General features: G+C 56.4%; 4 protein-coding genes and 1 pseudogene. 1 reads left to right on the forward strand and 4 read right to left on the reverse strand.

Annotation, left to right across the window (positions count from 1 at the left end):
- A partial coding sequence (locus ACXJ5O_RS23175) for a DUF2189 domain-containing protein (protein WP_457301965.1) occupies positions 1–759 on the forward strand: 759 nt, incomplete at its 5' end.
- Positions 760–816: 57 nt separating this feature from the next.
- Here the strand turns inward: ACXJ5O_RS23175 and ACXJ5O_RS23180 are convergent.
- From ACXJ5O_RS23180 to ACXJ5O_RS23195, 4 genes and pseudogenes are all read right to left on the reverse strand, one after another.
- Complete coding sequence (locus ACXJ5O_RS23180) at positions 817–1,164, reverse strand: cytochrome C oxidase subunit IV family protein (RefSeq protein ID WP_457301966.1); 348 nt, start codon at positions 1,162–1,164, stop codon at positions 817–819.
- A gap of 10 nt (positions 1,165–1,174) precedes the next feature.
- Positions 1,175–1,897, reverse strand: coding sequence for a heme-copper oxidase subunit III family protein (locus tag ACXJ5O_RS23185; RefSeq protein ID WP_224506277.1), 723 nt, complete (start codon positions 1,895–1,897; stop codon positions 1,175–1,177).
- Between the two features lie 10 nt (positions 1,898–1,907).
- Positions 1,908–2,612, reverse strand: a complete 705-nt coding sequence (locus tag ACXJ5O_RS23190; protein ID WP_457301967.1) for a cytochrome c oxidase subunit 3 — start codon at positions 2,610–2,612, stop codon at positions 1,908–1,910.
- Positions 2,609–2,997, reverse strand: a pseudogene (locus ACXJ5O_RS23195) (cytochrome c oxidase subunit I); the annotation flags it as partial. The pseudogene ACXJ5O_RS23195 and the gene ACXJ5O_RS23190, both read right to left, overlap by 4 nt.

The following is a 2,997-nucleotide window of genomic DNA, read 5'->3' on the forward strand; positions in this document are numbered from 1 at the left end:
CTTCGTCAGGGGCTCGACGATTTTTGGGAAAAGCCCTCTCACTATGTTTTCCTATGCCTGATCTATCCTGTCGCCGGCCTGGTATTGGCACGCTGGTCGTCGGGAGCCAACGCGCTGCCGATCCTGTTTCCGCTGATGTCGGGTTTCGCGTTGATCGGTCCGTTTGCAGCGCTCGGTCTTTATGAGATCAGCCGCAGGCGCGAACTCGGTCTCGATACATCATGGCAGCACGCACTTGAGGTCAGGCGATCGCCTGCCATGCCATCGATCTTCGCCGTCGGTATATTGCTCTTTGCAATCTTCATCGTATGGCTGCTCACCGCCCAGGCGCTCTACGTGAGCCTGTTCGGTCCGGCAGCGCCGGAGTCTATCAGTGCCTTCCTGAACCAGGTGTTCAACACATCTGAAGGCTGGCGGATGATCATCCTCGGCAACGCGATTGGATTTGTCTTTTCCGTCGTTGTCCTTTGCACCAGCGTGATCACCTTTCCGCTTCTCCTCGATCGGGACGTAGGTGCGTTGGCGGCAGTCGTAACATCGATCAAGGCTGTGCTCACCAATCCGATACCGATGCTATTGTGGGGCTTAATAGTGGCCGCGCTGCTCTTCGTCGGCTTCTTGACGCTGTTCGTCGGCCTGGCGATCTTCATCCCGGTACTCGGTCATGCGACATGGCATCTTTACCGCAAGGTTGTCGCACCGCTACCGAGTGTGGAAGTCCAGAACATGGCAAAGCCACGATCACGCAGAAAGGCTTGAATGAACAAAAAACGCGGCACCTTCGGGTGCCGCGTTTTTTTGTGCCTATGAGAACCTTTACGGTCCGGTGCCGAAGAAGGTCATCCGGCTCAACAGGACGTAGTGGGATTCCGAAACCATCATCGCCACGAATACCAATACAAGGAGCGGTGGCAGTATGATGGCATAGATGAGAGCCAGCCTTTCCCATGCCATGTGCATGAAAATCGCGACGATCAACCCGGCCTTGAGGATCATGAAAAGCAGGATAAGCGACCATCGCAGATAGCCATGAAGACCGACGTAGTCGACCAGATACGAGCATAGACTGAGAACAAAGAGCAGACCCCAAACAACGAGGTAAAGCTTGATCGGGTGCTCTTGATGTTCCGTATGAGCTGCCGGTTGCGTTGCCGATTGTTCCATGATTGGAGCCCTACCACAAATAGAAGAAAGCGAAGATAAAAACCCAGACCAGATCGACGAAGTGCCAGTAGAGGCCAGTGATTTCGACGATTTCATAGTGGCCCTTCCGACTGGTGAAAAAGCCGCGTTTCTCCGTGTCGAAATCGCCGCGCCAGACCTTCCGGGCTATGATGATCAGGAAGATGACGCCGATTGTGACGTGCGTACCGTGAAAGCCGGTGATCATGAAAAAAGTCGAACCGAACTGTGGTGCGCCCCACGGATTTCCCCATGGACGAACACCTTCGGAGATCAACTTGGTCCATTCGAAAGCCTGCATTCCTACAAACGTTGCGCCAAACAATGCGGTCAGCAGCATCAATAGCGCCGTCTTGCGGCGGTCGCGCCGGTAACCGAAATTGACGGCCATGGCCATCGTACCGCTGCTGCTGATGAGAACGAACGTCATGATGGCGATCAGAATCAGGGGGACTTCCGTTCCGCCGATATTCAGCGCAAAAACCTCGCTGGGATTGGGCCAGGGAACAGTCGTCGACATGCGGGCGCTCATATAGGCCAGCAGGAAACAACCGAAGACGAACGTATCGCTGAGAAGGAAGATCCACATCATGGCCTTCCCCCAGGAGACATTCTTGAACGTTCGCTGGTCGGAAGCCCAGTCGGAAGCGAAGCCACGCAGGCCGTCAGGCCGGGGCGGGGATACTCTGGTTTCGGTTTCCACGACGTCGGTCATTGTCACATCCTCAGGTCAACAGTTGCCGGCAGATATCGACGAAATCATTGGCCCAGCCTGCGAACAGCGCAAAAATGACCAGCCAGACGATGAGCATGAAATGCCAGTACATGGCGCACAGTTCGATGCTGAGCCGCGCCTCTTTTGGCGGTTCGCCCTGCCATACGTTGAACGTCGTCCGGCTGAGCACCAGGAGACCACCGAGAATGTGCAGCCCGTGCATCCCCGTAATCAGATAGAAAAAGCTGTTGGCGGGATTATCGGCGAGGACATAGCCCTCAGACACCAGCTCGTGCCAGGCGAATAACTGCCCGGCCAGGAAGCCGATCGCGGTCACGAAACTTGCAAGAAGCGCGATTTTCATGGCGTTGGCATCGTTTTGCTGCGCCGAGGATTTCGCCATCTCCAGAGCAATGCTGCTCACGACGAGCGCAGCTGTATTGACCCAGAGCACGCCGGGCAGGGGAATGGCCCACCAATCCTGCAGTCCCATGCGCATGAAGTAGGCACTGATGAAAAGCGTGAACAACGCGCCGACCACGGCCAGAAATACGCCGAGGCCGATTTTTACAGTCGGTATCTGTGACCGCGTAATCGGGGAAAAGTCACTGGCTCGTGCGGACTCGAGCCATGGTTTGGACGTCAGTCGCTGCTGCGCCATCCACCAGATGATGATCGACGCCAGCCCCGCCAGAAAGATCAGGATTGCGCTCATKATGCGTGCTCGCGCGACCGGTTTTCAGGATCTGGCTCATTCTGTGGAATGAAATCCTCGGGCGCGCCGGGAACACTGTAGTCATAGGCCCAGCGATAGACGACCGGCAGTTCCTTGCCAAAATTGCCATGCGGCGGCGGCGTCGTTGGCGTCTGCCATTCGAGCGTCGTTGCCCGCCAGGGATTTCCCCCCGCGTCTTTTCCGCGTCGCAGACTCCAGGCGGCATTGAACAGGAAGAGGACCTGTGCGGCACCGACAGTCAGCGCCATCATGGTGATGAAGATATTCAAATCATGCGCCGATGGCGGGTTGACCACGGATTCGCCGAGTTCGTAGTAGCGGCGCGGAGCCCCCAGCAGACCGAGATAGTGCATCGGGAAGAAGA

It is taken from the genome of Phyllobacterium sp. P5_D12 (assembly GCF_054049495.1).

Bases quoted from the DNA above. Each gene is read 5' to 3' on its own strand.
- ACXJ5O_RS23180 (WP_457301966.1), bottom strand. From the start codon at position 1,164: ATGGAACAATCGGCAACGCAACCGGCAGCTCATACGGAACATCAAGAG.
- ACXJ5O_RS23185 (WP_224506277.1), bottom strand. From the start codon at position 1,897: ATGACCGACGTCGTGGAAACCGAAACCAGAGTATCCCCGCCCCGGCCT.
- ACXJ5O_RS23190 (WP_457301967.1), bottom strand. From the start codon at position 2,612: ATGAGCGCAATCCTGATCTTTCTGGCGGGGCTGGCGTCGATCATCATC.